Annotated in this window: 25 protein-coding genes; 10 read left to right on the top strand and 15 right to left on the bottom strand. The window is 50.3% G+C overall.

What is annotated here, in order from left to right; translation table 11 throughout:
• Nucleotides 1-253: 253 nt before the first annotated feature.
• Genes FT643_RS06765 through FT643_RS06775 form a run of 3 tightly spaced genes read right to left on the bottom strand, consistent with a single transcriptional unit; the run spans nt 254 to nt 3,068 of the window.
• Nucleotides 254-940 carry a crotonase/enoyl-CoA hydratase family protein gene (locus FT643_RS06765; protein ID WP_156870462.1) on the bottom strand — a complete coding sequence of 229 codons (687 nt, stop codon included), beginning with the start codon at nt 938-940 and terminating at the stop codon, nt 254-256.
• A 32-nt stretch (nt 941-972) separates the two neighbouring features.
• Nucleotides 973-1,629 carry a fumarylacetoacetate hydrolase family protein gene (locus FT643_RS06770; protein ID WP_156870464.1) on the bottom strand — a complete coding sequence of 219 codons (657 nt, stop codon included), beginning with the start codon at nt 1,627-1,629 and terminating at the stop codon, nt 973-975.
• A gap of 41 nt (nt 1,630-1,670) precedes the next feature.
• The gene (locus FT643_RS06775; protein WP_156870466.1) at nt 1,671-3,068 is read right to left on the bottom strand and encodes an FAD-binding oxidoreductase; all 1,398 of its coding nucleotides are present in this window, start codon (nt 3,066-3,068) and stop codon (nt 1,671-1,673) included.
• 210 nt (nt 3,069-3,278) lie between these two features.
• Here FT643_RS06775 and serA point away from each other — a divergent pair, with 210 nt between their 5' ends.
• Both serA and FT643_RS06785 read left to right on the top strand, forming a co-directional pair.
• Nucleotides 3,279-4,508 (top strand): phosphoglycerate dehydrogenase, encoded by a 1,230-nt coding sequence (serA, locus tag FT643_RS06780; RefSeq protein WP_156870468.1) that lies wholly within the window; start codon nt 3,279-3,281, stop codon nt 4,506-4,508.
• A gap of 136 nt (nt 4,509-4,644) precedes the next feature.
• Nucleotides 4,645-5,304: a TetR/AcrR family transcriptional regulator gene (locus tag FT643_RS06785; RefSeq protein WP_198043367.1), complete on the top strand. Its 660-nt coding sequence runs from the start codon at nt 4,645-4,647 to the stop codon at nt 5,302-5,304.
• A 56-nt stretch (nt 5,305-5,360) separates the two neighbouring features.
• On the opposite strand, the gene FT643_RS06790 is transcribed toward FT643_RS06785, so the two are convergent.
• Together FT643_RS06790 and FT643_RS06795 are read right to left on the bottom strand one after the other, a co-directional pair.
• Nucleotides 5,361-7,145: a cholesterol oxidase substrate-binding domain-containing protein gene (locus FT643_RS06790; protein ID WP_156870472.1), complete on the bottom strand. Its 1,785-nt coding sequence runs from the start codon at nt 7,143-7,145 to the stop codon at nt 5,361-5,363.
• Between the two features lie 87 nt (nt 7,146-7,232).
• Entirely contained in the window at nt 7,233-9,230 is a 1,998-nt protein-coding gene (locus FT643_RS06795) for a CocE/NonD family hydrolase (protein WP_198043368.1), read from the bottom strand.
• Between the two features lie 431 nt (nt 9,231-9,661).
• Here FT643_RS06795 and FT643_RS06800 point away from each other — a divergent pair, with 431 nt between their 5' ends.
• A complete protein-coding gene (locus tag FT643_RS06800) occupies nt 9,662-9,895 on the top strand; it encodes a DUF2061 domain-containing protein (RefSeq protein WP_156870476.1) in 234 nt (77 codons plus the stop codon).
• A 77-nt stretch (nt 9,896-9,972) separates the two neighbouring features.
• On the opposite strand, the gene FT643_RS06805 is transcribed toward FT643_RS06800, so the two are convergent.
• On the bottom strand, nt 9,973-10,656 hold the full coding sequence (locus FT643_RS06805; RefSeq protein WP_156870478.1) for an anti-sigma factor: 684 nt from the start codon (nt 10,654-10,656) through the stop codon (nt 9,973-9,975).
• Nucleotides 10,653-11,198, bottom strand: a complete 546-nt coding sequence (locus FT643_RS06810) for a sigma-70 family RNA polymerase sigma factor (protein WP_198043369.1) — start codon at nt 11,196-11,198, stop codon at nt 10,653-10,655. The genes FT643_RS06805 and FT643_RS06810 overlap by 4 nt, the downstream gene beginning before the upstream one ends.
• A gap of 149 nt (nt 11,199-11,347) precedes the next feature.
• Here FT643_RS06810 and FT643_RS06815 point away from each other — a divergent pair, with 149 nt between their 5' ends.
• The 3 genes from FT643_RS06815 to FT643_RS23680 all read left to right on the top strand — a co-directional run bounded on the left by FT643_RS06815 (nt 11,348) and on the right by FT643_RS23680 (nt 15,230).
• Entirely contained in the window at nt 11,348-12,814 is a 1,467-nt protein-coding gene (locus tag FT643_RS06815; protein WP_156870480.1) for a DUF4331 domain-containing protein, read from the top strand.
• A 90-nt stretch (nt 12,815-12,904) separates the two neighbouring features.
• The gene (locus tag FT643_RS06820) at nt 12,905-14,110 is read left to right on the top strand and encodes a tetratricopeptide repeat protein (RefSeq protein WP_156870482.1); all 1,206 of its coding nucleotides are present in this window, start codon (nt 12,905-12,907) and stop codon (nt 14,108-14,110) included.
• Nucleotides 14,103-15,230 carry a HupE/UreJ family protein gene (locus tag FT643_RS23680; protein ID WP_198043370.1) on the top strand — a complete coding sequence of 376 codons (1,128 nt, stop codon included), beginning with the start codon at nt 14,103-14,105 and terminating at the stop codon, nt 15,228-15,230. The genes FT643_RS06820 and FT643_RS23680 overlap by 8 nt, the downstream gene beginning before the upstream one ends.
• Here FT643_RS23680 and FT643_RS06830 read toward each other — a convergent pair.
• Nucleotides 15,214-15,531, bottom strand: a complete 318-nt coding sequence (locus FT643_RS06830; RefSeq protein WP_198043371.1) for a UDP-3-O-acyl-N-acetylglucosamine deacetylase — start codon at nt 15,529-15,531, stop codon at nt 15,214-15,216. The genes FT643_RS23680 and FT643_RS06830 overlap by 17 nt on opposite strands.
• A gap of 248 nt (nt 15,532-15,779) precedes the next feature.
• Nucleotides 15,780-16,205 (bottom strand): HIT family protein, encoded by a 426-nt coding sequence (locus tag FT643_RS06835; RefSeq protein WP_156870488.1) that lies wholly within the window; start codon nt 16,203-16,205, stop codon nt 15,780-15,782.
• A 157-nt stretch (nt 16,206-16,362) separates the two neighbouring features.
• Between FT643_RS06835 and FT643_RS06840 the strand changes: the two genes are divergently transcribed.
• The 3 genes from FT643_RS06840 (at nt 16,363) to FT643_RS06850 (ending at nt 18,416) form a co-directional block, all read left to right on the top strand.
• Nucleotides 16,363-17,160, top strand: a complete 798-nt coding sequence (locus FT643_RS06840) for an SDR family NAD(P)-dependent oxidoreductase (protein WP_198043372.1) — start codon at nt 16,363-16,365, stop codon at nt 17,158-17,160.
• Between the two features lie 117 nt (nt 17,161-17,277).
• Nucleotides 17,278-18,195: an IS1595 family transposase gene (locus tag FT643_RS06845; RefSeq protein ID WP_156870492.1), complete on the top strand. Its 918-nt coding sequence runs from the start codon at nt 17,278-17,280 to the stop codon at nt 18,193-18,195.
• 20 nt (nt 18,196-18,215) lie between these two features.
• Nucleotides 18,216-18,416: a hypothetical protein gene (locus FT643_RS06850; RefSeq protein WP_156870494.1), complete on the top strand. Its 201-nt coding sequence runs from the start codon at nt 18,216-18,218 to the stop codon at nt 18,414-18,416.
• Here the strand turns inward: FT643_RS06850 and FT643_RS06855 are convergent.
• Nucleotides 18,388-19,191 (bottom strand): hypothetical protein, encoded by an 804-nt coding sequence (locus tag FT643_RS06855; RefSeq protein ID WP_156870496.1) that lies wholly within the window; start codon nt 19,189-19,191, stop codon nt 18,388-18,390. The two genes, FT643_RS06850 and FT643_RS06855, sit on opposite strands and share 29 nt — an antisense overlap.
• Nucleotides 19,192-19,325: 134 nt before the next feature.
• Here FT643_RS06855 and FT643_RS06860 point away from each other — a divergent pair, with 134 nt between their 5' ends.
• The gene (locus tag FT643_RS06860) at nt 19,326-20,045 is read left to right on the top strand and encodes a tyrosine-type recombinase/integrase (protein ID WP_156870498.1); all 720 of its coding nucleotides are present in this window, start codon (nt 19,326-19,328) and stop codon (nt 20,043-20,045) included.
• On the opposite strand, the gene FT643_RS06865 is transcribed toward FT643_RS06860, so the two are convergent.
• The 5 genes from FT643_RS06865 to tkt form a co-directional block, all read right to left on the bottom strand.
• Nucleotides 20,027-21,010: an alpha/beta hydrolase gene (locus tag FT643_RS06865; protein WP_156870500.1), complete on the bottom strand. Its 984-nt coding sequence runs from the start codon at nt 21,008-21,010 to the stop codon at nt 20,027-20,029. The genes FT643_RS06860 and FT643_RS06865 overlap by 19 nt on opposite strands.
• A 109-nt stretch (nt 21,011-21,119) precedes the next feature.
• Nucleotides 21,120-22,184, bottom strand: coding sequence for a class II fructose-bisphosphate aldolase (gene fba, locus FT643_RS06870; RefSeq protein ID WP_156870502.1), 1,065 nt, complete (start codon nt 22,182-22,184; stop codon nt 21,120-21,122).
• Between the two features lie 45 nt (nt 22,185-22,229).
• A complete protein-coding gene (locus FT643_RS06875) occupies nt 22,230-23,426 on the bottom strand; it encodes a phosphoglycerate kinase (protein ID WP_156870504.1) in 1,197 nt (398 codons plus the stop codon).
• A 62-nt stretch (nt 23,427-23,488) separates the two neighbouring features.
• On the bottom strand, nt 23,489-24,544 hold the full coding sequence (gap, locus tag FT643_RS06880; RefSeq protein WP_156870506.1) for a type I glyceraldehyde-3-phosphate dehydrogenase: 1,056 nt from the start codon (nt 24,542-24,544) through the stop codon (nt 23,489-23,491).
• A gap of 11 nt (nt 24,545-24,555) precedes the next feature.
• Nucleotides 24,556-26,553: a transketolase gene (tkt, locus tag FT643_RS06885; protein WP_156870508.1), complete on the bottom strand. Its 1,998-nt coding sequence runs from the start codon at nt 26,551-26,553 to the stop codon at nt 24,556-24,558.
• Nucleotides 26,554-26,821: the final 268 nt, after the last annotated feature.

The following is a 26,821-nucleotide window of genomic DNA, read 5'->3' on the forward strand; positions in this document are numbered from 1 at the left end:
TTGATGCAGTCAGCCTGCCGGTCTAATCACACACTGAAATTTTCTACAGTGTACACTGCCGGATTAATTAGATAATTAACACAGTTTGAAGAGTTGGGGAAGATGAGTTTTTCTGAATGGTAAAGCGCACTGCACTTATAATTGCATTTAGAACTGCACTTAAGGCGGGCGCTTTAATAGAAACGAATTAGTCTTGGTGTACGGAATTAAAACTGCACTGTTAACGTTGCAGTCTTTGCTTTTCTAACACATCCTAAATTGCACCGAACTCTTTTGCTACACCTTCAGCCACTGCAGCGATCATTCCCTGCCTGACTCGTATTTTGGTCGCATGATAGGTCGTCATATCCAGTTTTGCATAGCACTCGGCCAACGCCAACGCGTCCGCTAGTAACGTCTCGGAAGTACTCAGTTGATCCAGATACCCGGCCTGCATTGCGGTTTCAGGGGTAAAAATTTCAGCGGTTGCCACTGCTCGGGCAAAGTAACCATTATTCAACCGGCCACGTGCCAGCTCAACACCAAAATAGGGCATGGTCATACCGATCGCGACCTCATTGAGTCCAATTTTAAAGTTGCCATCAACACCTAAGCGGTAGTCCGTGGACAACAACAGCAACGCACCCATGGCTAAAGCGTGGCCGCTACAGGCCACAACCACCGGCACCGGAAAGTTCAACAACCGTAAACTGAGCTTAGCGCCGTCGGCCACCAGTTGGGCCATCGCCTTACCGCCCTGCTGCATAATATTGAGATCGAATCCGGCAGAAAATTTACCCTCGCGGCCGATCAGCACCACCACTTTTCCTACTCTCTCTGCCTGATCCAAGGCGGCGTTTAATTCAGTCAAAATTGCCGGTGAAACTGCGTTCGCGCGGCCATCATCTAACGTTATGACCACTACATTACCCTGCTCCCGATAGGACACTGATTGACTCATGGCTGGTTCCTTCTACTGTGTGGTTTTGGATTCTATTTTACAATACTACTGCAGCTCAACACGTCACCAAGCTGCAAAAAAAGCTCATCACCTTTGTGCAAAGGTCCGACACCGGCCGGGGTGCCGGTTAGCACAACGTCACCCGGCATAAGGGAAAAATGCCGACTCATAAAAGCCAGCAACGGATACAATGGCGTGATCATGTCGCGGGTATTCCCCTGCTGCCGAAGCTCCCCATTGATTTCCAATGTCAGCTCGGTTTGATGTGGATCACTGACCCGGTCCACGCTCACAAACTCGGTCAACGGACACGCGCCATCGAAAGACTTCGCCAACTCCCAAGGGTGCCCCTTCTCTTTCAGCCCAGCCTGCACCTCCCGCAATGTTAAATCCAACCCCAAACCAAATCCCAAAACCCCGCTGCCAACCTGGGTTTCATCCGCATTTTTCAGGGTTTCCCCGATCAGCACCGACATTTCCAGCTCGTGGTGGCACTCCCCCTGCTGCGCAGGAAGCGCAATACCATCCGCCATAGTAATCGCTGCGGTGGCAGGCTTGATAAATAGAATCGGCGAGCTGGGCACCGGATTATTTAATTCCTTCGCGTGCGCCGCATAGTTACGACCGACACAAACTATTTTACCCAACGGAAGATCTACGCTTTTCCCATTCAAAATATGCTGGTACATAAGCCATGGCCCCTGTTATGTATAACCAATTAAATTCAATATCAGAGATCGAAGATTTTTCCTGGATTCATAATATTGTTGGGATCAAATATTTGCTTAACCGAGCGCATATAGTTAATTTCCGCGGGAGCTCGCGTGTAATGCAAATAGGGTTTCTTGGTCATGCCCACTCCGTGTTCCGCTGACACACTGCCGCCGTATTTCTGCACCGTCTCAAACACTGCCGTGTTCACACTTTCACAACGGGTGAAAAATTCCGCTTTGTCCAATGCGTCTGGTTTTAGAATATTCAGGTGCAGATTACCGTCGCCGATATGCCCGAACCAGACAATTTCAAAATCCGGATAACGGGCATTTACGATTTCGTCGATTTCCTGCAGGAAAGCCGGCACTTTCGACACCATGACCGACACGTCATTTTTATAGGGCGTAAACGGGGCCAGCGTTTCACTGATGCCTTCCCTCAGACGCCACAATGCAGCGGCCTGAGCTTCGCTCTGACTGATGACGCCATCCATAACCCAACCCTGTTCTACACAGGTTTCAAACAAGGTCATAGCCTGCTCCAGCACCTTGTCATTGGAAGCTTCGAATTCAAGCAAGGCATAATACGGTGTGGCGCTTTCAAATGGACGCGGAACATTGTGGTGAGCAGTGACCAGTTGTACTGCTTTTTCCGAAAAGAACTCAAACGCGGTCAGATCAATACGATTCTGAAAAGCCGTCAGAACGTTCATAATGGCGTCAAACTCAGGCACCCCCAATACCAATACTGTTAGGTTATCCGGGCTGCGCGCCAGCTTCATGGTTGCCTCGACAATTAAGCCCAGCGTGCCTTCCGCACCGATAAACAGATTACGAAAATCGTAGCCGGTGGCGTTCTTGACCAAATCGTTATTCAAATCCAGCACATCACCTTTGCCAGTCACTACTTTTAAACCGGCTACCCAGTCACGGGTCATGCCGTAACGTATGACTTTGATACCACCGGCGTTCGTGGAGATATTGCCCCCCAGCTGGCTGGAACCTGCTGAAGCGAAATCCACAGGATAGTAAAGATCCTGTTCTTCGGCGTAATACTGTAATTGCGCGGTGACCACTCCGGCCTGACAGCGGACTGTACGGTCTATCGGATTGAATTCACTGATTTTATTCATCAAATCGAAGGCCACTACGACCTCACCATAAGCCGCAACAGCCGCAGCGCTCAGGCCGGTCCGGCCTCCGGAAGGAACCAAAGCTAACTTGTGCTCGTTGGCGTATTGCACGATGGCCTGCACCTGTTGCAGGGTTTTCGGCAACACCACAGCCAAAGGGGCCGGCTCGAATTTTTTTGTCCAGTCGCAGCCGTAGTGGCTCAGGCTGTCTGCATCCGTTAGTAGACGCCCGGCATCCACAAGCTCCGCTAATCCGGCAATAATCGGGTTGGTGTCGGTCATTATTTTCTCTTTAAATACAGAATGTTAGAAATGAATACGGCACGCAATCGAAGCCCCATTAAGGATATTCACAATGGCATGTGAGATTTTCACATAGATTTATTGGCTGCGGGACTGCGTTTTTAAAGCGATATGATAACATAGCCGCCTTTAATTCAAGCCCATTAGCAGACACTCTCTGCGATCGTAATAAATAGGTATGTGAACCGCATGAGCACTACATCTCTGGACAAAAGTAAAATCCGCATTCTACTTCTGGAAGGGGTACACCAGTCCGCCGTAGAGAACTTCGAGCGCGCCGGTTACACCAATATTGAATACCTGAAGACCTCCCTGCCGGAAGAGGAACTCAAGATAAAAATCGCCGACGCCCACTTTGTCGGCATCCGCTCACGCACCCAGCTGACCGAAGACGTGTTTGAAGCCGCCAAAAAGCTGGTAGCGGTGGGTTGCTTCTGCATCGGCACCAATCAGGTCAACCTGAATTCCGCGCTGATACGCGGAATCCCTGTTTTCAATGCGCCCTTTTCTAACACCCGCTCGGTTGCCGAGCTGGTGCTGGCAGAAGCGATTCTGTTGTTACGTGGTATACCGGAAAAAAATGCCATTTGTCATCGCGGCGGGTGGCAGAAAACGGCGACCAACAGCTTCGAGATCCGCAACAAAACGCTGGGAATCGTGGGCTACGGTAGCATCGGATCGCAGCTCAGTGTCATTGCAGAAAACCTGGGTATGAAAGTCATCTTCCAGGACGTGGTCACCAAGCTGCCACTGGGTAACGCAGTTCAGGTCGGCAGCCTGGATGAATTATTGGAAAGAGCCGACATCGTGACGTTGCATGTACCGGAGACCGATGCCACTAAATACATGATTGGTAAAGAGCAACTGGCAAAAATGAAACCGCTCGGCATTCTGATTAACGCCGCCCGCGGCACCGTGGTGGATATCGAAGCGCTGGCAGAAACCTTGCGACAAAAGAAAATTCTCGGCGCCGCGATTGACGTATTTCCGGTGGAGCCGCGCAGCAACGACGATGAATTTGTTTCGCCCTTACGAGAATTTGATAACGTTATTCTGACGCCACACGTTGGCGGCAGCACACTGGAAGCCCAAGTCAATATCGGGCAGGAAGTTTCCGAAAAGTTCATCAAGTACAGTGATAACGGCTCCACTATTTCTGCGGTGAATTTCCCGGAAGTGGCGCTGCCTTTACACGGCGATGTGCACCGTATTTTGCATATCCACAAAAATATTCCCGGTGTGCTTTCTAATATCAACACCATTTTCTCCAGCAACAATATCAATATATGCAGCCAGTTTTTACAAACGAATGAGAAAATTGGGTATGTAGTAATGGATGTGAACAAAGCACACAGTGAACTGGCGGTGGAAAAACTAAGAGAAATCAACGGCACTATACGGTGCCGGGTATTATTCTGATAACTCCAATGCAACATGTTAATATTACCAATTGGGATCAACCTCGCCAGCCCAACCGTTTTATATCGAATAAAACGGTTGGTTGTTGCTCTGAATTGATTTAATGTTTCCGGATCACGCATCACATTATACGACCATGCCCGCAACAAAAAACAAAACATCCAAACGAACTTATGGCGGACTCAGTGAAGAAGAGCGCATACAAGATAGGCGTGAGCGCTTTCTTGCCGCCGGCTTGGAAATTTTCGGCACGCTGGGAATCAAAGGGGCAACAGTAAGGGCCCTGTGCCGGGAAGCCGGGCTGACTGAGCGCTACTTTTATGAGTCTTTCAGTGACACTGAGGCTTTGTTCGAAGCTGTCTATGAGCAGCAATCCAACAAGCTCCTGGAATTTTACGCTTCCGGCTTGCATCATTTGCCAGAATCGGTTTATGACAAAACCGTGGCGGCACTGAATCTGTTATTCACGATCATGCGCAACGATCGCATGGTTCGGATTCTGTGCCTGGAGAGCGTTGCGGCCGGATCCGAGATTGCTGACAAACATCACGCCAAAATGCAGTTATACGCCGAAGTTTCCGTACAATTAATTCGTACTCTCTATCCCAACCTGACGTTGCCCGATGACGTACTGAAAGGCATCGCTTTTTCACTGAATGGCGCGTGCTTTACGGTGGTAACGCACTGGATGTTAGGTGGCTACAAGGAATCACAAGAGGCGGTGGTAAACAGTTCTGTGCTGGTTGTGCAGGGCACCATGCAGCAGCTCAGCATTCTTAACCAGAAAAACAAATAGGTAGAAACGAACAACCCGGCACAATGAAAACCTATTCATTAGGCCGGGCTGGAAAATCAGCTAACAGGAAACAGCTTGTCCAGGTGGGTATTAGTAAACACACGATGAGGATCGTAGGAATTCAGCATCGCCACGCCCGCATCCCAGTTACTTTCCGCCGGGTACCCGGTGCGCCAGGTATCCGGGAACGTTTCCAGTAATACCTCATCGTTACTCCAACCACCACCAAACGGCCCGTCTTCACTATACGCATAACACTTGGTCCATTCCGGACGCACAATGCCATAAGTTGAATAATGGCTAATAAACCATTGCTCAAGTTTCGTATTAAACTCAGCTGCATCCGGTTGATCAACATTGTTGTTGATCGCGTACCAGATCACCGTATCTTTTTCCGGATGATCCGGATGGGGGCGGGCACCGGAAAAAATCGGCTCAACTGCATTCGGCATCAAAATGTCGGCCGGATTATCCAAGCCATGCGCACGCAGCTCTACCGGACCTGTATAAGGATACAAACCACGGGATTTAAAATCTGCCACTAACTGAGTAAAGAATTGATAAAAATCGCTTAACGCGCGCTGCACATTGTCGCGCGAAACAATCACACCCCAGGCAGCAACCGTAACGCGGGGAGTCAATGGTTGCACATACAGGGTTTGGGTATAAGCCGAGCCCCACAGATCATTCAATTTGGTTTCCGGATCTTCATTCGCCATCAACGAATCCACCCCTTTCACCGATTGCGTGTTGTACTGCGCGACCGCTAATTTGGGGTAGGTGCGTAACGCAGACGACAGCACGTCTGCAGCCAACGGCGCCATCGTCACGCCATCAGACAAGGTATAGGGTTCAAACACTTCACGCGCACTGTCTGGTTTTTCTGGCGTAACTGTCCAGGTTTTTACCCAACAGGTTTGCTTTGAACTGAGGGGATACCAAATAATGTCAGTCGTACCATAATTGGCAGACATATTGGCAAAAGAATTCTCTGTCTGAGTTTCGGGTGTAGCCAAAAGCTCAGCAATATCGTGGCCGGTATGGCTTTGGCAGCGTATTTTGAGATTCGGACCCACCTGTAATTTTACTTCGGTAATAAAGGCGCGGGCCAGACAGGTCAACAACGGCCCGATACCGGGCTCATCTCGCTGAAACGTTCTCAGTGCGTATTGACCCTGAGCGTCGTCCCAAACAACAGCAGTTATGGCTAACGGGAGGTTGCTCAGCGTTCCCCAGGAATGGCCGGGTTGTAATGTTTCACCGGTCATGGGCGTGGCTGCTCCATGGGTGTTCATAGCTAAAGCACCGGCGATAGAAATTCCGCCAGGAGCAGTCGTGTGGTACAGGCCGAGGTCATACAATTCCAGTTCGGCACAAATATCTTCGATATAGGCACCGGCACCCACCGTTACGGACTTGATCTCTTCGGTGGCATTCACCGTGATCTGATTCATGAAGTCGTGGGTATGTACCAACAGGATATTCTCACCGCTATCACCTCGCGGTATCAATGTTGGTGCAAATCCGTGACCGGAACCGAAGGGGCGTAAGCGATAATTATTGGCTTTGGCCCAGTTGGCAAGGGTCACTACGTCATCTGCCGTCACCGGCGAACAGGACCATACGCCGGACACTTTTGTTTCGCGTGCCCAATTAATAAAACCTTGTTGGTATAACTCGATACCCGGGGGAAAATCGGGCGGCTCAGGAATCGTATTACTTCCCGAGCCAGCAACAAATTTACAACCGGGCAGCGTCGTAACCGCACCCGCTGCCAGAGCCGCTCCCATAAATTTTCGTCGGGTGAAGCTCAGGCCATGCTTAACGCTTTCAGAACTCATTTTTCTCAAACTCCATTTGTAGTGTATTCGCTTTTAAAACAGGTCCTTCCCTAGTGAGTACTTTTCTAACGCCACTGCGGTTGCGCGTTAATCCAGTACGGCAGTGGGCACAATCGGTAACACCACACTGGACGGATATTCCGGACTGATATGCAATGTAGTTACCCCCCCTTCTGCCATCGCCTGGCGAGGATAATTCAGCATAGCTTGCGCCTGATTGCTGGGACTGATAGCAACCCGCAACTTATTTCCTTTGCGGATAATAGTGCTGGTAGGGAAAATCTCGATTTGCATTTTGACCACTTCACCGGGCACCAACGGCTGGCTCTTTTCTTCTGTGAAATAGTGGTACGGCTGAATCATCTGGTCATTCATAAATCGTGATCGTTCAATATTCACTGCACGCCCGGAAGCGAGTAGCTGACCGGTGGTGATCGGCAACGATTGCTTTTTCGAAACTTCTTCAATTTGTACTGCAACCACGGCCTCTGTAACGGTGCTGTCGATCCAGACATCAGCCTGGATAGGCCCGTTGATATAATAGTCTTCCTGCATCGGTTCGGATTCGAATAGCAAACGCACCTGCTCTGTTTTTTCGGTATTGTAGAAACAGGATTTCGGTATGGTCAATCCCAACTTCCACTGATCAAAACTACGCGTACATTTGGTACCGTCGCCAATATGAACATCAAACTGAATCAGTCCCTTCGACTCAAACGCCTTTCCATCCGGGTGCGGTGGGTTCAGCATTGTGGGGCCGCTTTCTTCCGTTTGTGGTGCTGTCTGTGAAAGGCTCATATCGCCGTGTAAATACCAGCGCTGCGCGGTGGCTTGGGGATGCGGCCAATCAGTCGTAGTGGCGTAATGGTCACCGCGAAACTCTTGTGGCGTGCTCTTGCTTGGGTAATTTTTTACGTACTGTACGACCGGCGGAATGTCTTCGGTGCCGGTTTCCATATTATTCAGGTATTTGTCAAACCACTGCAGCATCAGGATATCGATTGGTGCAACACCGGTCGCGCCGATATGGGAAGTCACAAAGTTGATGAAGTGCGTCCCGTTGAATATCACCATCCGAGTTTCAACACCGTTTTTCTTCAACGCTTCATAGAGCAATGGCACATCACGCTGAAAAATATCGTTGAGAGCACCAAAGAAAAATGTCGGCGCTTTTATCTTATCCATATTTTCTATTGGTGAGCGTGTACGCCAGAACTCACCATCATAGGTTACATACGGTGCGCCATTTAAGGCGGATTCAATTAACGGGAGGTGATAACGCTGGACTTGATCCGTATGTTCTTTGGTGGTCTCGATTAATTGCGTCATGTAATGCGGATTGATTATCTGCGCCGGTAAATTCTGGGTCGCCAAAAAGTGTGTCAGATACATCCATTCACTCATAAATACAGCGTTGACCATGCCGCCAATACCCACAGTGCCGCGCATGGCGTCGCCCATCGGCAAGCTGGCGAAGATGGCATCAATGGAATCAGGCCTGCGCTGAGCCGCAAAAAGCGAACTGATCGCCATATAGGACACCCCGGCAACACCGAGCTTACCGTTACACCACGGCTGCTGATGCACCCAATCCACCGCATCCGCAAACCCGATCTGCTCGTCTTCACCTAGGAGTTCCCAACCGCCTTCCGAGGCCCCGGTGCCTAGCGCATCAACCGCCACTTGCGCGTATCCACGCCGCACCAAATAGGAATCGCTTAGCCCCATTAACGTGTTTCCTGGGGTGCCCATAAACATATAACTGAGGAGGTTGGTGTTATAGGCAGACTGCGTCAGCACCGAAGGAAACGGCCCTTCCAGAGGATTGCCGTCTTCATCCGCAGGCAGGGTCACACGCACGCTGAGCTGCTTGCCGCCTTTGGTAGTGATGAACTGTAATGGTAAATCGACTGATTTCGGGTAGTCCGCGGGTCGGTAATACAGGTCACCGGCAATGGCATCGATACTGTCTTCATCTTCATCCCCGAGAAGAAGCTCTTCCCTTTGCGGCGTAATTGACGGGCTGAGAACCTCTACGCTGTGCTCTTCGGGCCCTGTCGCTGCCTGCTCTGCTGCAGAATCCACAAGTGAATCCTCGCCTGAACAAGCCACCATTACCCATGAAACCAATAAAAGTACTAGGCAGCGGTTTATCTTAACCCCCGCGGTTATAGCAGAACCCAACATCTCAGTTACCCCTGATTTGTTCTTATATCATTGTTTTTATATGGTTATTCTTCGTCGTGCACCGGCTTGTTGCTATTTTTATAAGGAATTAAAACCAGGAACGAGTCGATCAATAGTACTTTCTGACCGGAAACATTGTCAATTTGAGTTGCAAAATCAAACATTTATAACACAAATAAGCAACCCGGATACGAAACAGATATAACTATCAAACACGTACAAGTGATTGGTAATTCCTATTGAAAAGAAAGACACAATCAATTTTCACTAATGAGAATCATTTGCGATTATTGAGCGGTCTAGTTAATTCGCTTACCGGGAATCACACCATGAAAAAGACAATCAGCTTTGCAATCATCCATATGGGCGTGGCGTTCACCGTGGGCTATGCCATGAGTGGTGACATCTGGGTTGGCGGCGCATTGGCGTTAGTTGAGCCATTGTGCAACACCGTCGCGTTCTATTTCCATGAAAAGATCTGGAATCGCAAGGCAGAAAACTCAACTGGGGTAGACACTGTAACGACAGCGGAGACTTCCGCTCCCCCTGCAATACCTGCCTAGCAGGTATTGCAGTCCAGAGAAGGTGGATTGCTATGCTTGTTCCGAAACTGATTCAGCAACACATGAAAACGCAAAAATTAAAACTGAACTATCGGCGCCTGGTACACCACCGGTCCGGTGGGCAGCCCGGTGGGGGAACCGCCAGCCGGCTCCAGACTGACTGCCAGAGCGTCTGAGTTTTGCATGATTGTGAGCAATTGCGGCGATAACGTGGTTTCCACCGCAGCACCGGAGACCGGCATCAATCCCAGCGATGCAGGCTTACCTCCTTTCGGTAACATCCACAATTCGAACGCTTTATTATCAACCGCTATTGCCTGGGCATTGATGGGTTTCACAATCAGCTTGCCGCTGCTTTCGCTGGTGGTAATGAGCCACAATGGTAGCGCATCAGCATCATTAAACATCGCCACCTGGTCTTGCCGATCCCAAGGTGCCAACTGCACGATATACACCGCCATTACGAGCGCCAAAGCCCCCCCCAAAGCAGCCCAGCCGCGCCACCACCACGACACACCCTCCTGCCGCTGCGGCGACTGAATCCGCGCCTGAATGAGATTCCAAACCTGTTTACGGGGCCGCTGCTCCGGAATCACTTCTGCCATCGGATTAATATGCTGCTCCCAGCTCCAAACCGCACTGCGCACACGATAGGATTCCATCATCAGCTTTTCAAAACGCTTGCGCGCTGCGCCGTGCATGGACCCCAGCACGTATTCCGCCGCCAGTTGTTCAAGCAATTCCGGTTTCAAGTAGTTCATGGCTCCAAACACCTCCGCAAACTCTGCAACCCCCGGCGAATCCAGCTTTTTATGGTGCCCAAAGGCGATTCAACCCGTTGCATCAATTCCTGGTGAGTTAATCCTTCAATAAATGACAGAACAATCAATTGTTTCTGTTCGCCGGATAGTTGCTCCAGGCATAGCTGTAATGCGTTCATTTCATCTCCGGCCACGGCCCACCGCAACGGCCCTGGTTCCTCGCTGGCGTTCTCCGGTAACAGCTCATCACTGGTGTCCTGTGGATGCCGCGCCCGCAAGAAATCCAGGGCACGATAGCGCACAATACTGGTAAGCCAAGTACTGACCTTGCCGCGCTCCTCATGATACTCCGACGCGTGATACCAGATTTTCACAAACGCTTCCTGTAGTACCTCTTCCGCGCTGGCTCGATCTTTGAGCATACGCATACACAGCCCCATCAGAGCCGGTGAGGTTTTCTCGTAAAGCTGCCGGAAGGCAATTTGATCACCACAAGCCGTGGCTTGTAATAACCTCATCAATTCCGCTTGATCTGCCATCATCCCGTTTCCTTTTTAATAGTGAGCATATACGGTACACCGTCTGTTTTAGATGCACAGATAATATATTTAATAATATTGCATCCAATCTGGATCCCCCTGCGTAAAGACTTCATGCAATCACACTGTTTATCCCGCAGGAGGGATTTATTATGAATACCCGGCACTTACGCACTCCACTGGCTATCGGCATCGCTGCTGTTTGTGGATCACTACTCTGCACCACATCACAGGCTTCCAGTCACCGCGAAGCCCCCTTCATTTCCAACTTACCCAAAGTCGATGCTACGGATCTTTACGCATTCCGTAGCTACGAGCCCGGCCGCGAAGGTTATGTCACGCTGATTGCGGATTATTTTCCATTGCAGGATGCCTATGGTGGCCCGAATTATTTTGATTTAGACAAAAATGCCGTCTATGACATTCATATTGATAACAACGGCGACGCCAAAGAAGACATCACCTATCGTATTCAGTTCGACGATATTGTTCAGGATCTTGCACTCGAAATTGAGGGTAAAACCGTATCCGTACCATTGAAAAATATCGGGCCTATCGGGCCGGATAAGGATGACACTGACAACCTCAATGTGCGCCAGCAGTATAAGGTCACACAAATTATGGGAGGCAGCAACAGGGGCAAAAAACGCGCGGTAAAAAATGCGATGGATGGCAGCACGGTGTTTCGAAAACCAGCGGATTACATAGGGACAAAATCCCTGAGTGATTATGAAAGCTACGCACAAAGCCATATATATGACGTCATGCTACCACACTGCCCCGATCCTGGACGGCTGTTTGTGGGCCAACGCAAGGAGCCTTTTGTGGTCAATCTGGGTGAGGTATTTGATTTGGTCAACCTGAACCCGCTTGGTGCGGTGGACGCCAAACCGAACACCATCGCCGATAAAAACATTACTTCGATCATTATGGAAGTTCCAGCACACTGCCTAACCAAAGGTAAGGAATCCGTGATTGGTGCCTGGACTACCGCCAGTGTCAGGCAATTACAATTCTTTCACCCACATCCGGACTTTGATAAGGGCAAAGCACCCCTATTGAGCGCCGGCCCCTGGACTCAGGTTTCGCGACTGGGTATGCCACTGGTTAACGAGGTAGTGATCGGTTTGAAAGACAAGGATAAGTTCAACGCCAGTAAACCAAAGCACGATGCTCAGTTTCTTGACTACGTAACGAATCCAACGATACCCGAACTGCTGGAAATTTTGTTCCCGGGAACGGCAGTTGCGCCTAACCTTTTTCCCAGAACCGATCTGGTAGCCGCGTTTCTGACGGGCGTAGAGGGCCTCAATCAGCCAGCCAATGTAACCGCCTCGGAAATGTTGCGGCTGAACACCGCTATTGCGCCTGTTTCGATACAGAATCAGAACAACCTGGGTGTACTGGGCGGCGACCTGGCCGGTTTTCCCAACGGCCGCCGACCCGGGGATGACGTAGTGGATATTATATTACGAGTCGCCATGGGTGCATTGATTCCAGACGCCGCTATTGCGCCCAACAACACCGCGCCACTGACCGACGGAGCCACCGTAAGTTCGGCGGATTTCAACGCGCAATTCCCCTACCTGAACACCCCCGTGCCCGGGGCCGGGCTCTGATACCTATCACCGGCTAGCGAAGGTTCGGTCCTGAGAAATATTGGTTATGGAAATTAATCACTGAATTTCATTTTCAATGAGGGTAATCACATGAAGTCCGGTACAGATTCTAATGCTGTAAGTGGATGGGCATTTTTTCCTGTCGGCATGGCGGCGGCGATAATCGCCGTAGTAATCGTGTGCATCGTCGGCAATATTGCAGGATGCGACCCTGCGCAGGATCAGGATGATACTGTATTACTGGTTCGTGATTACCCTATTTTTGAACAAAGGACGGCGCACTCTGAACCACTCAGCATGGCGCAAGCCACACAACAAGCCTGGGAATGGGTGATGACCGGCACCAATAGCGGAGAATATCATTACTATGGCTATGCACGCGGTATCCTTGATCCCTGGTGGGACCAAAATAATGTCAGCTCTGAACTACGAATTCTGCGAGCCGTCATACTTCAACAGCAACATTTGTTTGACCAAGCGCTTGCAGACCTGAATCAGGTTATCGATTCGGACCCTCAGAATGTTCAGGCTCGATTTACACGTTCGGCCATTTTATTCGCGACTGGAAAGCTGGATGCGGCGCTACTTGACTGCCAGCGCGTTTTTCTTAAGGCTGACCCGATAAGTGTCACGCTTTGTGTTGCCCCCATCAAAGGCTTGCAGGGCCACGCGCCTGTCATGATCGACAAATTAAACACGCTACTAGCGGTATCCGAACTCGCCTCACTACAGCAGCGTGAAGTTCACATCACACTCGCCGAGCTGTACTGGTTGCAGGGCAATATGGCGGGCGCAGAAAAGCAATTTAAACAGGCCCTGAACATTACGCCGCAGCATGGCTACGTGGTGTCGCAGTACAGTGAATTTCTGCTGTCCTTAAAACGATACAATACGCTGGCGAATTTTTTACAGCAGCAACCACCCAGCATCGAAAATCAGATCAATTTGTATTATGCGCAAAAAGAACAGAGCAAACCCGAACTGAGCGAACTCAAAAACACCATAACGGAAAACATAACAACCCTCACCAATACAGGTGACCAAAAGCCCGCCCTGGATAACTCCAGATTATTGTCCCTTTATCACTCCAGAGTTGAAAACGATTCCCGCGCTGCCCTGCTCTACGCGCGTAAAAACTGGGACCGGCAAAAAGGCATGATCGATACCCTGCTTCTTATGAATGCGGCTACAAAAGAACGGGATATCAGGACAATAGACAAGGTGAGCCAGTGGCTAGAAGAAAATTTGATTCAAGACCAGAGGCTGGCCAACTATGGAGCGATTGATAGTGAATAAGTTAATTCTGATTTTCCTGCACATGCTGATCGCCAATCACTGCTTCGCACACACCGGTAGCACCAGCTATTTGTTTCTGGAACCGCAAGGTAATCTCATAAATGCCGAGTGGAAAATCCCCTTGTCAGACCTGGATCGTGTACTGGACCTGGATCTCGATCTGGACAACCAAATTACCCGAACCGAAGTTCAGCTTTCCGCTGAGAGAATCCGACGCTATGCCTTCTCGACACTCATCACGAAGCAACACCAAAAAAACTGCCGTATCTCCGGCGATACTTTCAGGATCGATAGATTGGATACTAAACCGGCTGTGTATCTGGATTTTCGTATCGACTGTGAGAGCGAACTTACGGAACAGGACACGTTGACGCTGAACTACCGGTTATTCCACCAGGTCAATCCGTGGCACCAGGGTATCGTCAGTGTTAAAAACCAGACCGGCACGCAACGATTTGTCTTGTCCCAGCAGCGAACTGTTATAACACTTTCCGAAAACACCCCTGATTCAGCTTCGTTTCTTACCTTCATCATAGAAGGTATTTGGCACATTTATATCGGCCTGGATCATATTCTGTTTCTTATGACGCTTATATTTCCGATAGTATTGGGCAAGAAAAATCAAACCCAGCCCGGCTCCACCCGTACGCTTTTAAAATCACTTTTCTCCATTGTGACCGCTTTTACAATTGCCCATTCAATTACCTTAATGCTGGCTGCATCCCAGACTATCACCTTACCTACCCAATGGGTTGAAAGTGGAATTGCGCTGTCGGTCATTATCGGTGCAGCACTCGCCCTCTACCCTTCGTTCAATCGCTGGCGCTGGTCATTGGCTTTTGGCTTTGGCTTGATTCATGGCTTCGGCTTCGCCAACGTGCTTTCCGATTTAATCCTGCCTGCGGAATCGGTCACGCTCCACTTGATAGCATTCAATATCGGAGTGGAATTGGGGCAACTGAGTATTGTCGCTGCAGTGGTACCACTGCTGTTAATGCTAAGCCGAATTCCGCCACTGCGGTATCGCCTGCTGGCACCGGGCATGATGACGGTCATCGGCTTTGGTATGCTGTGGTTATTACAAAGAGTCTTTGGTGTGGCCCTCAATATCCCGATCTGAATGCAGACCAATGAAAACTGGCACTTTCCAGTACTTCGCCATACGTCCGCACATCCATGATGTCGGCCCACTGCTCGGTTGCGTTGCGCAGGGATCCGCCTTGCGCTAATCCCGACTTCTTCAAACTTTCAATCTGATCTTCAAAGCCCAATGTGCGAGCCTCTGCAATTTCCTGATGAAGCAGCCCAGCGCTTAAGGCCATGGCGGAATTTTGTTTACCGATCGCCTCAGATTCAAAATACCGGCGCTGTTCCGCAGGTGTCGATGCGGCATTCGTATCTCTGTTAAAAATGGTACGCATGTTACTGGGTGACTCATTCAGCCCCAAACAGATCATTTGCAGTCACCCACCAAACGATGCCCTCTGGGAACGAGGAATTATCTCGCGCCCACGAACAGATTATTCTGAACCATCTGGCAACTTGGGAAAAAGACAAACTGGCTGCTCAGGTACACATCCGCCTATTTGAAAATTACCATCCGGCAAGATAAACGATCCGGATATTGCAGCCTGTTTGGATATGAGCACCCGTACGATGCAACGATCAATTAAGCAGGCATCGCAGCAATGATTTTTTTAGCGAATGTATTCAGCTTTTCCTGGTCTTCCATTACAGCTGCGTGTTTTTTTGTCCGCAGCGTAACAATAGAGGTCGGCAGTAGATGGAAATGCAGATGGGGAACCGTTTGCCCTGCTTGCTCACCGCTTAACTGAAACATCATTATGCCTTCAGTAGAGAAGGCGATTTTCAATGCCTCGCCCACTTTTTTCATGGTCTGAAAACACGCCTGATAGTATTCCTCGGGTAAATCAAACAGGGTGACCGCAGACACTTTGGGAATAACCAGCGTGTGCCCGTCGCATTGTGGCATAATATCCATAAACGACAAAGTCAACTCGTCTTCATAAACTTTTATACAGGGCAATTCGTTTCGTAGAATTTTGGCAAAAATATTCTGGTCGTCGTAACTCATGACGTATCTCCGCGTATACACATTTGATTGAATCAATAGGCTTAAAAACCGGCTTGATAGGCTAGCGCGAATCAGGGCCGACCTGCAAGATCTGCTTTTACAGAGAATCCCGTCTATGGCATAGTCTTTTCACTTTGCAATGGAAAAGGAGCCTCCCTTGAGCAACGAATCCGCATTACCTAAAACAGTATTGATCACCGGTGCCTCTGCCGGTATCGGCAAAGCCATTGCCCATGTTTTTGCCCGCCATGAATTCGACGTTATTTTGGTGGCACGACGCGAAGACAAGCTCAGTCAAGTCCAGCAGGAGATCAAACAACAGTACGGACAGATGGCCTATGTTATTACCGAGGATCTCGCCGATCCGGCTGCGCCACAACGAATATATGACTGGTGTGAACAACAAGGTTTGCAGGTCGATGCATTGGTGAACAACGCAGGCTACGCACTCCATACGGATTTTCTGCAATCAGACTGGAAGACACACCGTGATTTTATGCAGGTTATGACGATCAGCGTAACTGAACTGTGCTATCTTTTTGCGCCCGGAATGAAACAACGAGGCTATGGGCGAATCCTTAACCTCGCGTCGCTTGCTGCCTTTTCACCTCAGTTAAAAGGCAATCTTTACGGCGCAGCAAAATCCTTCGTGTTGGATTTCAGCCAGGCGCTTGATTTGGAACTGCATCCCCATAATGTGTATTGCAGCGCGCTATGTCCAGGCCTGACGTTTAGCGAATTTCATGATGTTATGGGCACCCGTGGCTCGGTCAGCAAATTACCGCGTTTCATGTGGATGACCGCAGAAGAGGTAGCCAATGAGGGTTATGACGCATTGATGGAGGGCAAACCGGTGCACGTGACCGGGTTAGTAAATCAAGGGTTATCCCATGTTATGGCAGCACTACCTTCTTCGGTAAAACAGTTTTTATCCAAGCAACAAAAAGTCATCTAGAAAGAAAGACATCCGAACTTGACGCGCCTGCGCTTAACTGTGAATATATCCAGTTATTATGCTTGGCGTACCCGCTCGATTCTGGGAGAATATCCCCATTGTTGAGAGGAAACTGTCATGTCCATTTTGTCCAAACCTTATTTCCACAACGAAGAAGCCACCTACGAGTTCGTAGAGTCTAAGCTGTGGCCTAATGGTGCTACCTGTCCTAAGTGTGGCGAGCGTGAGCGCGTTTCTAAGATGCAGGGCAAATCTACTCGCATTGGCGCCTATAAGTGCTACAAATGCCGTGAGCCTTTCACTGTGAAGGTTGGCACCATCTTCGAGTCTTCTCACGTCAAAATGCATTTGTGGCTTCAAGCCATCTTCCTTATCGCATCCTCCAAAAAATGCATTTCTGCCAACCAACTCCACCGTACTCTTGGCGTTACTCTCAAGACTGCTTGGTTCATGGGCCACCGCATCCGCGAAGCTATGAAATCTACTGACTTCACTCCTTTTGGTTCTGGTGGCGGCTTTGTCGAAGTTGACGAAACCTATATGGGGCAGACCGAAGGACACGGCAAAGATTCTCACACCTCTAAGAAGCGCAAAATCCTGGGCCTGATCGACCGCGACACCAAGCAAGTGCGCACTATGGTTATGAACAATATTACTGTTGCCGATGTTGCTCCCGTTGTTCGCGATAATCTTGACCGCGAAGCCAAGCTGATGACTGATAAGGCCGGTATTTACATCAAAGTGGGTAAAGAATTTGCAGCGCATCACTCTGTAGACCACGGCAAAGGCGAGTATGTGCGCAAAGGCAATAAGGAAATTCACACCAACACCATTGAGAATTACTTCTCTGTCTTCAAGCGTGGAATGAAAGGCACTTACCAGCATTGTGGACACCATCACCCTAACCGCTACCTTGCAGAATTTGACTTCCGCTACAATAATCGAGCAGCATTGGAGGTATCTAACGTTGAGCGTGCCGAAAAACTGCTAACCTCTGTAATCGGCAAGCGCTTAACATATCAAAGTGCTCATTAATGAAGAGCCGGAGCGCAAGCGTGACTAAAAAATCCACAGAACAAAAAGATGATAAAGAGCAGTCAAAGCGCTTCATTGAGAAAGCGCTTGAGCTTGGCGTGAACGAGTCTGGCAAAAGCTTTGAATCCGCATTGGATTTGATCAATAAAAACACTGGGAACGGAGCCTCCAACGGTGAGAGCACATCATCCACTAACGGACGGAATCTACGCGAAGATTGAGCGGGCCGAAGAAAGTATTACGAACCTCAACGCCGAGATTAACCAGTTCCTGACAGGCGATCCTCGCCCTTATCATGTTATTGGAGGCGTGAATCTCGACTGCACCCAATATGTCTTCAAGGGATATGCCAGACATTGCCCTGATCGCTTTGCCGTCATAGCCGGGGAAATCATCCATCACCTTAGATCCTGCTTTGATCACCTTATCGTTGCGCTTGTCATCTCTGAGCAGGGGCCAGTTTCTGACGAAGCGATGCGGAGGCTTGAATTCCCCATTTGTAGCGACAGAAATAAATTCATAGATGCCTGTTGCAGGGGAAAAATAAAGGGCGTCTCCGAAGTTGTCACCTCTCTCATAGAGAGAGCACAGCCCTATCACCATCCCTCTCCGAATAACTACTCGCTCGACATCATTAGAAAGCTCGACATTAGAGACAAACACAGGCTTCTCATCGTTGTTGGCCAGAGCGCAATAATGGGTCAAGAAGTGAGGATCGGGGCAACGAATGACGAGCCTGGACCTCCTATCGTAATCACAGACATCGACTGGATGATGAAATCGCTGATATTTAAAGAACCCACGGATCACTTCTCCATCCGGGTCCAAAACCCCGAGCCTAATTTGCACGTATACGCAGATTTCACCAGCCAAATAGCGATGGAGGAGCCAAGCTCTGGAGAGGTCATGCCAATCATACCAACGCTCACCAAAATGACGCGGTTTACGAGAAAAATAATCGGAGACTTCTGCTCCGAACTTATCTGAATCATTCATACCTCACCTCCTTCCTTTCTGAGGCGAGCGGAGTATACTGTATGCCCATCCAGTATTCGAGCATTGCGTATTGGGTACGCAATGTATAATAACTGGAAATATATACAGCATTATGCAGGCACGGAGCACCACGGATGGTTTCTTATACCAATAATACGCATCTAAGTAAGCAACAGGTACGCGAGCTGTTGCAGCAATTGTCAGGGCCTTATTGGCTAATGGGCGCTTTACTCTATAGCGGAGGCTTACATCCGGCTGAATGTGTAAAGCTGCGGGTTCAGGATTTGGATCTTAGTCATAGCCACCTGCAAATTCGCAGACACCTGCCGGTGATGCTGGCTCCCCAATTAATTCCTCACCTAAAGTTGCATTTGTTACGAACCCGGACCCAACACTTGAAAGCATTGGCTCAAGGTGATGGCTGGGTGCCCACCTCGACTGCTCCTTATATTAGCCGGAACTGGTTATTGCAGTTTGTCTTTTCCGCTCCCGGTACTCGCGTTAATCACAATCAACTCAGGGTTAAACAGCCTTTTCCAGAAACACGCTTATTAAACTCGGTGCATACGGCTGCTCAGAGTTTGCAGTCGCAGCCGTCGATTTCTGCCTACGATCTGCGCCGGGCGCTGGCTCACCATTTATTGGAAAGCGGTTGCTCGGTGCAATTAATGCAGCAACAATTGAGATTAGTCCGCCAACAAAATGAAATCGATCATGGTGGGGACAACAGCCATAGGGACCAGGCGGCAATGCAGCTTCTATTCAGAGAAATTTTCTCGCCAAGAGTGCTGGGTCAAAAGCATCACCCGGATTTTGTTTCGGAGCCTGCTGCTGTTTATCGTATTGCCAGCTGATGCGCTGCAGGAACGCGGTTAAAATAGCTGATGGTGCGTGCAAACACATCACGGCGATACAACTCCAGCTCATTCACCACGTGGTGGCGAACCTTAGCCATGTATTGCACCTGAGTTCCGATAAACAGCTTTTCCAACACCGGCACGTTGTATTCCCAATCCACCGTCTGATCGCATTTACCCTGGATAATCAGCAGAGGAAACCGAACCGGAGCATGACGTCCCAGATAGGGAATCCATTTTTTTAACGCCCCCACCCAATGGGCAGACAAGTAACGGGGCTGCAGCGGATCCTGATTGCGGACGAATTCCAGAAAAGCCTCGTCGTTGGAACTCTCACCAAATTTACGTTTTACAAACCGGCTGAACGGACTAACGAGGGTATGCAGTTTGCTGTTCCAGAACCAGTTTACCGGCCTTATCAGGGGAGCGTAAAAAACCGCTTTCTCGAACGGGATGCGTTCTTCCTGCCCTTCGAACTGAACCAAATATTCCGCTACGATGGCGCAGCCAGTGCTTTGTGCCACCACTTGCCAGGGAGACGGTAGCTGTTGATTACCACATAACTGTAATACTTTTTTGAATACCGGTTGATACTGCCGGAATGAGGATATTGCCGCACGGGAGCCGGATGATAAACCGTGCCCGGGCAGATCAAATGCCACCACCGCGCACTGGTTCTTGAGCAATGCCTTGATCAGATGGTTGTATATTCCCACGTGATCATAATATCCATGCACCACGAACACCGTCGCTTTGGCGCGCATCGGGATAAAGGTGTGCAACACAATATCGAAACCCGCCACATGAGTTTTACCCATGTAAGCAGACACACCGGTATATTGATTTTCAAAATCTATTTTGTAGAAACGCCGATATTCCTGTAATGCAGGATGAAACGGCCGCTCGTCTTGCAAAGAGAAGTCCGGCAGCTTTTGGCGTAATTCAACGGGTATTAACTTCAAGGCAATAACAGGGCAGATGGGTGATGTTTACAGTCTAGTGTCATTTGTACGACAGGGCCAGAGCCTCATAGCCACTATGAGACTCCGGGCCAGTTAAATCAGGCAGCGATTATTTCACTTCCTGATCCAGTTCACCTTTATCGTATTTGGTGAACATGACTTCCAGGGACATCGGCTTGATTTTGCTGGCATTTCCCGCTGTACCAAAGGCTTCATAACGGTCAATACAGATATCACGCATCGCACCGACGGTTTCTTTCAGATATTTACGGGGATCAAATTCCGCCGGATTAGCCGCCATAAAGCGACGAATCGCACCGGTTGACGCCAGACGCAGATCGGTGTCGATATTCACTTTGCGTACACCAAACTTAATGGCTTCTACAATCTCTTCCACCGGCACACCGTATGTTTCACCAATGTCGCCGCCGAATTCATTGATCACCTTGAGCCATTCCTGAGGCACTGAAGAAGATCCGTGCATAACCAGATGACAGTTTGGAATGCGCTTGTGAATTTCTTTGATCTGACCGATTGCCAGAATATCGCCTGTAGGCGGACGGGTAAATTTGTACGCGCCATGAGATGTGCCGATGGCTATCGCCAGGGCATCCACACCCGTGTCTTTAACGAATTGTGCGGCTTCTTCCGGATCGGTCAGTAGCTGAGAATGATCCAGCACACCCTCTGCACCAACGCCGTCTTCTTCACCGGCCATACCGGTTTCCAGAGAACCCAGACAACCGATTTCACCTTCAACGGAAACCCCGCAAGCGTGGGCCATTTTCACGACTTCGCGGGTAACACCGGCGTTGTAGTCATAATCCATCGGGGTTTTACCATCCGTGCCCAGCGAGCCGTCCATCATGACTGAACTGAAACCCAGTTGAATGGAACGCTGGCAAATTGCCGGACTGGTGCCGTGATCCTGGTGCATGACGACCGGGATATGAGGGAATTCTTCCACCGCCGCCAGAATCAGGTGACGCAGGAACGGCGCACCTGCGTATTTACGGGCGCCTGCAGAGGCTTGCACAATCACCGGACTGTCGGTTTTGTCGGCCGCTTCCATGATCGCGCGCATTTGCTCCAGGTTGTTTACGTTGAATGCGGGAACGCCGTATCCAAATTCTGCAGCGTGGTCCAATAATTGTCGCATGCTGATGAGTGCCATAATACTGTGCCTCGTCTTGTTCGATGTAAGGGTTCGTGAGTGTGTTTACTTCGCGCGCTCTTGTAACATTGCCACGGCGGGGAGCGTCTTGCCTTCCACGTACTCCAGGAAAGCACCACCGCCGGTGGAGATATAGGATACTTTATCGGCTACGTTGTATTTGTCTACTGCTGCCAGAGTATCACCACCACCCGCAATGGAAAATGCCTGACTGTCAGCAATGGCGTGAGCTAATACTTTGGTGCCGTCCCCGAACTGATCCACTTCGAACACGCCTACCGGTCCATTCCAGAGCACGGTTTTGGCCGCTAAGATCTTGTCTGCAAAGAGTTTTGCAGTATCCGGGCCAACGTCCAGGATCATGTCATTATCGCCCACATCCGCCACCGGTTTGACTACCGCTTTGGCATTACTGACAAACTCCATAAAATCGTCGATCGGTCCGGTGATTTCCGCTACCACTACATCCGTCGGCAAGGGCACTTCCACCTTCGCGGCAATGGCCTTGGCTGTGTCGATTAAATCCTTTTCACACAAGGACTTACCTACATTGAAGCCGGCCGCTGCCAAAAAGGTGTTGGCGATACCGCCGCCGACAATCAGCTGGTCGCATTTGTCAGACAGGCAATTCAATACATCCAGTTTCGTCGACACTTTGGAGCCTGCAACGATCGCCAACATGGGCTTTTCGGGCTTCGCAAGCGCTTTTTCCAGGGCGTCCAATTCGTCGGCCAACAGGATGCCTGCACAAGCAACAGTGGCAAATTTACCGACACCGTGAGTAGATGCCTGCGCCCGGTGAGCGGTTCCGAATGCATCCATAACAAAGACATCACAGAGAGCAGCGTAGGATTTAGCCAGGGCTTCACCGTCTTTCTTTTCACCGGCATTGAAACGTACGTTTTCCAGCAACACCAACTTGCCTGCGTCGACTTTTACGCCATTTTCAAAGTCAGCCACCACCGGCACATCGAAACCCAATAGTTCGCCAAGACGCTTCGCCACCGGTGCCATCGTGTAAGCAGCGTTTTCTTCTGCGCTGCCACCCTCTACCGGACGGCCGAGATGGGACATCAGGATCACGGATGCGCCCTGCTTCAATGCCAACTCTACCGAAGGCAATGACGCTCGAATGCGCACATCACTGGTCACTTCACCCTTTTTAACGGGTACGTTGAGATCAGCGCGGATCAATACGCGCTTGCCGGACAAATCCAGGTCGGTCATTTTGATTACAGACATACTCTTCCTCAGTCGTTCTGTTGCTTACATTTTGAATTCGTAATTTTGTCTCAATTGCAGACTCACAACGCAGCAAAGCGTTCCACTAAGTCCAGCAGACGATAGGCAAAGCCGGTTTCGTTATCATACCAGGCCACTATTTTTACCATTTCGTTACTGATGATAGTTTGCGTTTCGTCATAAATTGCAGATTCTGTGCGGCCTAAAAAGTCCGCGCTCACCAGTGGCTCGTCGCAATACCCCACAATGCCTTTATACGACCCAATACTGGCCTGCCTCATTACCTGATGGATGGCGTCTGCCGAGGTGACTTTATGATCCAGCATTAGAGTAAGATCCACCGCCGCAACATTTTGTGTTGGTACCCGCATGGAGTAACCGTCAATTTTTCCAGCCAATTGCGGCAACACCTTTTGCACGGCTCCAATGCTGCTACTGGTGGTGGGAATCAGGTTTTGTGCGCCTGCTCTGCCCCGGCGCAAATCCCGATGCACATGGTCCAGTAACACCTGATCACTGGTGTAGGAATGGATTTCCGTCATAAACACCTGTTTTACACCAAAGCTCGCATCCATAATCTGCAATAACGGAGCGATGCAATGGGTGGTGCAGGACGCGCTGGAAACCACTTTGTGTTCAGCGTTCAACTGCTGATGGTTTACGCCGTAAACAAACGTGCAATCTACATCATCGAAAGCCACGGCACCGATAATGACGCGTTTGGCTCCGGCCTGCAAATGAAGCCCGGCATCAGCATAGGCACGAAAAATACCGGTGCATTCCAACACCAGATCCACGTTCAACTCAGCCCATGGACACTGCGCCGGATCCTCGATCCGCAACAAGCGGACGCGGTCACCATTCACCTGCAGTGTATTATCATCCAGTAATGTGACGGCCGTATTGAAGCGCCCGTGCGTGGTGTCGTAACGGGTCAGATGCAAGAGGGATTCCGCCGAGCCCAGATCATTAATCGCGACCAGCTGCACATCCCGGTTACTGCCATGCTCGCGGCCCTGATACAGCGCGCGCAGCATGTTGCGCCCTATCCGGCCATAACCATTAATAGCAACCCTGATGGGTGGGCGGAGTGAGGGATTAGCAGGCTCAAGGCTCATGGAAAGGGCTCCTAAAGAACCCCTTCTACAGCAGCCACCACATTCTCTGCAGTGATACCGAAATGCTTGAACAAATCACCTGCCGGCGCGGATTCACCAAAGGTCGTCATCCCCACGACAGCACCGTCAAGGCCAACCAGCTTGTACCAGAAATCCACCATGCCCGCTTCCACGGCGACACGGGCACGCACAGCCGCAGGCAATACAGATTCGCGGTAAGCGGCGTCTTGCTTCAAAAACAGATCAACACTGGGCATGGATACAACAGAGACGTTTTTGCCTTTGCCTGCCAGTGTTTCAGCCGCGCTCATCGCCAGTTCCACTTCTGATCCGGTCGCTATAATCAGGGCATCCTGCTGACCATCGGCAAACGCTTTCAGCACGTAACCGCCTTTGGCGACATCAGACAATTGCTGATCGCTGCGGGTCATCGGTGCCAGCCCCTGACGGGAAAACACCAAAGCACTGGGGCCGTCTTTCCGTTCAATTGCCGCTTTCCAGGCCACCGCCGATTCCGCTGCATCGCAAGGACGCCATACCGACATATTCGGTGTGGTACGCAGGTTGGTCAGCTGTTCGATAGGCTGGTGGGTGGGGCCATCTTCGCCCAGACCGATCGAATCGTGGGTGTAGACCTGGATATTTTGCTTCTTCATCAACGCCGCCATACGCATCGCGTTACGGGCGTATTCCATAAAGATCAGGAAGGTTGCGCCATAAGTAATGAAGCCACCGTGCAGGGCGATACCGTTAATGGCTGCTGTCATGCCGAATTCACGTACACCCCAGTAAATGTAGTTGCCGCTGGCGTCTTCGGCGCTGACACCTTTGGAGCCTTTCCAGATAGTCAGGTTGGAACCGGCCAGATCCGCTGAGCCACCCAACAATTCCGGTAAGATCGGACCAAAGGCATTAAGACAATTTTGAGACGCTTTACGGGATGCCACCTTCTCGCCCGCGGCCTGTACTTCTTTGATATAAGCGCTGGCTTGAGCTTCCCAGTCCGCAGGCAAGTCGCCTTTGGTGCGACGCTCGAATTCAGCGGCCAATTCAGGATATTCGTTACGGTAGTTGTCGAACAATCGCTGCCAGTCGCTTTCGGCTTTGGCGCCTTTTTCTTTAGCACTCCAGGCGTCATAGATATCCTGAGGTACGTGGAACGGGGCGTGGGTCCAGCCTAGTTGCTTGCGGGTCAATACGATTTCGTCGTCGCCCAGAGCGGCACCGTGGCATTCTTCTTTGCCTTGCTTGTTTGGTGATCCGAAGCCGATTATGGTTTTACAACAGATCAGGGTCGGCCGGTCAGGGTTGGCTTTTGCCATTTCCACAGCGGCGATCAGCTCTTCTGTGCTGTGCCCATCCACCTGAGGGATCACGTGCCAGCCATAGGATTCGAACCGCTTGGCGGTGTCATCGCTGAACCAGCCAACCACTTCGCCATCGATTGAAATGCCATTATCGTCATAGAAGGCAATCAACTTGCCCAGGCCCAGGGTACCTGCCAGGGAGCAAACCTCATGGGAAATACCTTCCATCATGCAGCCATCGCCCATAAATACGTAGGTATTGTGGTCAACTACGTTATACGCACCGCGGTTAAACTGCGCCGCCAGAACTTTTTCGGCGATAGCCATACCCACAGCATTGGCAATACCCTGACCCAAGGGGCCGGTAGTGGTTTCGACACCGGGGGTATATCCGTATTCCGGGTGGCCCGGGGTTTTTGAATCCAATTGGCGGAAGTTCTGCAATTCTTCGATGGGCAGGTCATAACCGGTAAGGTGGAGCAGCGAATAAATCAGCATAGAACCGTGGCCATTCGACATCACAAAGCGGTCGCGGTCGACCCACTCAGGATTGGCAGGGTTGTGCCGGAGATAGTCACACCACAGCACCTGGGCAATGTCGGCCATTCCCATCGGGGCTCCGGGGTGTCCGGAATTGGCTTTTTGTACGGCGTCCATAGACAGGGCGCGAATGGCATTTGCGAGTTCACTGCGGGTGGGCATCGGGCATGCTCCTAATCATCTTAGCGGGTGATACAGATTTGGGGGCGCTATTGTCGCTTAAGTGGTGGCGGGCTTCAAACCTTATTGGTGGTGGGGTTGGGTATTAGGGGCCGTGAGAGCAAAAGACACAAGCGAGGCATGGTCTTCCCCTGTGTGTCAACCTGCTCCTGCACCAGCTGATTTTGAGTTAACATCTAAATCAGGGTGAGTCAGGAGCCAGTTATGCCAAAGCCGGAAAGTCCCAATTCGCAGGAAGTAATCCCGAACC

The organism is Ketobacter sp. MCCC 1A13808 (assembly GCF_009746715.1).
In the GTDB taxonomy this organism is placed as follows: domain Bacteria; phylum Pseudomonadota; class Gammaproteobacteria; order Pseudomonadales; family Ketobacteraceae; genus Ketobacter.